General features: G+C 52.3%; 1 protein-coding gene. It reads left to right on the top strand.

The features are described 5' to 3' along the window. Positions 1-82 precede the first annotated feature (82 nt). Positions 83-697 carry a DUF2059 domain-containing protein gene (locus L1069_RS23890; protein WP_237457302.1) on the top strand — a complete coding sequence of 205 codons (615 nt, stop codon included), beginning with the start codon at positions 83-85 and terminating at the stop codon, positions 695-697. Positions 698-705: the final 8 nt, after the last annotated feature.

The following is a 705-nucleotide window of genomic DNA, read 5'->3' as shown; positions in this document are numbered from 1 at the left end:
ATTTCTTTTGGGTCAAGGGTGACTTTAGCCTTCAGTGCATGGCGTCAAATTTCCGCCATGAACCAGCAATACGCTGCCCCCAATGAAACAGATTCTTATCGCTGCAATATTTTTGCTCGGCACCGTAACTTCCGCCCTTTCGGAGGCGGCTGCGGACGTTGCCTTTGTTGCAGATGCTCATATGCGTTGGTCAGATGCAGAAGAAAGGGTAACAAGCCTTAGACAAGAGGTTTACACTAAACTGCAACCGGGCTTTGCGGATTTGGGGGCCGAAATTATAAACTCCGACCGGTTTTGGGAGGAACTGGCAGGCGACTTTGATGTTGAACTTCTTAAGTTGATCCGTGGGAATGTTGCCGCCGTCTACCAAGAGGTGCTGACGACCGAGGAAATCGCTGCCTTGGCAGACTTCTACCGCGCTGACGAGGGGCGCGTCTTGTTGGAGCAGGGCGTGACGCCTGTCACTTTCACCTCTAACGTTGCGTTTTTTACTGAAGGAGCGGGCGCACCGCTTGCTGAACATTTGTTGGAATTAGAAGCAAGTATGGAAGCCAAGGGGGAAACCGTAACCCAATATCTGCGCGCAGTTTTCTCGCCGGCACGGATCGCCGACATCATAGAAATGGAAGATGTGATGGCGTTTGCGGATGAAAGCCGACGAGCAGTGGTTGCAGAAGCCTTGCGCAACGCAGAATGACACTGCGC

It is taken from the genome of Leisingera sp. MMG026 (assembly GCF_021654205.1).
GTDB lineage: Bacteria > Pseudomonadota > Alphaproteobacteria > Rhodobacterales > Rhodobacteraceae > Leisingera.
The sequence above is the reverse complement of the archived record's forward strand: the minus strand, read 5'-3'. Positions and strand labels throughout refer to the sequence as shown.

What these genes read in the sequence shown, in the direction of transcription:
- L1069_RS23890 (WP_237457302.1), top strand. Translation starts at nt 83, where the DNA reads ATGAAACAGATTCTTATCGCTGCAATATTTTTGCTCGGCACCGTAACT.